Source organism: Rhodoferax sp. RT5P35 (assembly GCF_056521385.1).
The window spans coordinates 1-1,811 of the sequence record NZ_JBWMAX010000059.1; the positions used below are offsets into that span (position 1 = coordinate 1).

The following is a 1,811-nucleotide window of genomic DNA, read 5'->3' on the forward strand; positions in this document are numbered from 1 at the left end:
TGCCGCTACCTCAACGTCAATGGCCGCGCCCTCACGGCCTGCACGCCCGAGCAGGCGCAGGGCCGCCACTTTCTGGAGTTTGTGCACCCCGAGGACCGCAGCCGCGTCGAACACGCCTGGACCCACCACCGCCACAGCCACCAGGTGCAGTGGCTGGAGTTTCGCCTGGACACCAGCAACCTGTGGTGCGCCGCCTACTGGATCCACCTGCGCCATGCCGACAGCAGCCCGGCCGGTGCCATCATGGTGCTGACCGATTCCACCGCGCGCCGCGCGCAGGACGAGCGCCTGTGGACCCTGGCCCACCACGACACCCTCACCAGCCTGCCCAACCGCAACCTGTTCTGGGACCGCTGCGCGCAGGCCATGAGCCTGGCCAAGCGCCACGACAGCGGCGTCGCCATGCTCTGGCTGGACCTGGACGGTTTCAAATCGGTGAACGACCGCCTGGGCCACGCGGCGGGCGATGCCTTGTTGCAACAGGTGGCGCAGCGCCTGAAGGGCCGTATCCGCGACAGCGACACCGTCGCCCGCATGGGCGGCGACGAGTTCGCCGTGGTCATGCCCGAGATCACCAGTCCTGAGGCCGCCGTACGCATCGCCCAGGCGCTGGTCGCCAGCCTGGGCGAAGTGTTTGACCTGCCACAGGGGCCAGCGCACATCTCCGGCAGCATCGGCGTGGCCCTGTTCCCCCTGCACGCTCACACGGTAGAGACCCTCACGCAGTATGCCGACATGGCCATGTACAGCGCCAAGCGGGCGGGGAAAAACCAGGTGCAGGTGTGGAGCCCGGCTTGCGACAAGCCGCTGACGTGCTGAGTTTGGGGGGCTTCAGCAACGCATCCGGAACTGCTGGTCGCGCGACTGCTTGCGGTCGGTGGCGATCTGGTCCATATGGGACGCGTTCCCCCCGGCGCGGGCCAGTTGGTCCAGGTAGCGGATGCGCGCGTCCAGGGCGGTGCACTGGGATGCCTTGCTCGGCGTGTAGGACTCGATGCGGGTGGTTGGCTCGGGTGGGGCTGCCAGCGCTGCACTTTTCGCGCGTTGGTTTTGGGCCATTTGCACCTGCTGGTCAAACGGCATCCCCGAGGGCACGGATTCCATGCGCTCGACCAGGGCACTGCGCTGGCTGCAATGCTCCTGCGCCCAGAACTGCCCACCACCGTAGCCTTGGCACAGGTATAGCGTTGTGGTGCCCGCAGCGCCGCCCTGCGCGCTCAGCGCTGGCGAGGTGTCTACAGACCGACCACCCGCGCAGGGTGCGCTGCTGTAGGTGTTGCCACAGCGGTAGACCTGGGCGTGCAGGGTGGTTGACAGTGCCAGGAGGGCGAGGGCGGTGAAGATGCGCATGGGCCTTGCATGGTACATGCGGTGTGCTCCCTTTGACGCTGTTGGTGCGTACACCGTTCGCCCCAATGATTTAAGCGAAAAATGCCCCCACCGCCCATTCCATAAGCGTGAGCAGCTATTTATCCAATAGCAAACCTGCCAGCCACCCCACCTACTTCACCAGCGGCCGCACGGTGGTGAATCCACCATCCACCGCAATCACCTGCCCCGTAATCCGTGCCGCGCCGTCGCTCAGCAGCCAGGCCATGGCATCCGCTACCTGCACAGCGGTTTGCACGCCGCCCAGCGGATATTGCTTGCCCGCGCCTTCGCGCATCGCGTCCATGCGCAGCATGCTGGCGGTCATGGGGGTGTCGGTCATGCCGGGGGCCACTACGTTGACGCGCAGGCCTAGCGGGGCGTATGTGGCTGCTGCGCTGCGGGCCAGGGCTTCGATGCCGCCTTTGGCGGCGGCGATGGCT

3 protein-coding genes are annotated in these 1,811 nt (G+C 66.9%); 1 reads left to right on the forward strand and 2 read right to left on the reverse strand.

What is annotated here, in order from left to right; genetic code table 11:
- The coding region (locus tag AC097L_RS23500; protein ID WP_479589155.1) for a diguanylate cyclase domain-containing protein at nucleotides 1–819 on the forward strand (819 nt) is incomplete at its 5' end.
- 12 nt (nucleotides 820–831) lie between these two features.
- Here the strand turns inward: AC097L_RS23500 and AC097L_RS23505 are convergent.
- Both AC097L_RS23505 and AC097L_RS23510 read right to left on the reverse strand, forming a co-directional pair.
- Nucleotides 832–1,350, reverse strand: coding sequence for a hypothetical protein (locus tag AC097L_RS23505; RefSeq protein WP_479589156.1), 519 nt, complete (start codon nucleotides 1,348–1,350; stop codon nucleotides 832–834).
- Between the two features lie 151 nt (nucleotides 1,351–1,501).
- Nucleotides 1,502–1,811 (reverse strand): SDR family oxidoreductase (locus AC097L_RS23510; protein ID WP_479589157.1); only part of this gene is annotated, 310 nt, incomplete at its 5' end.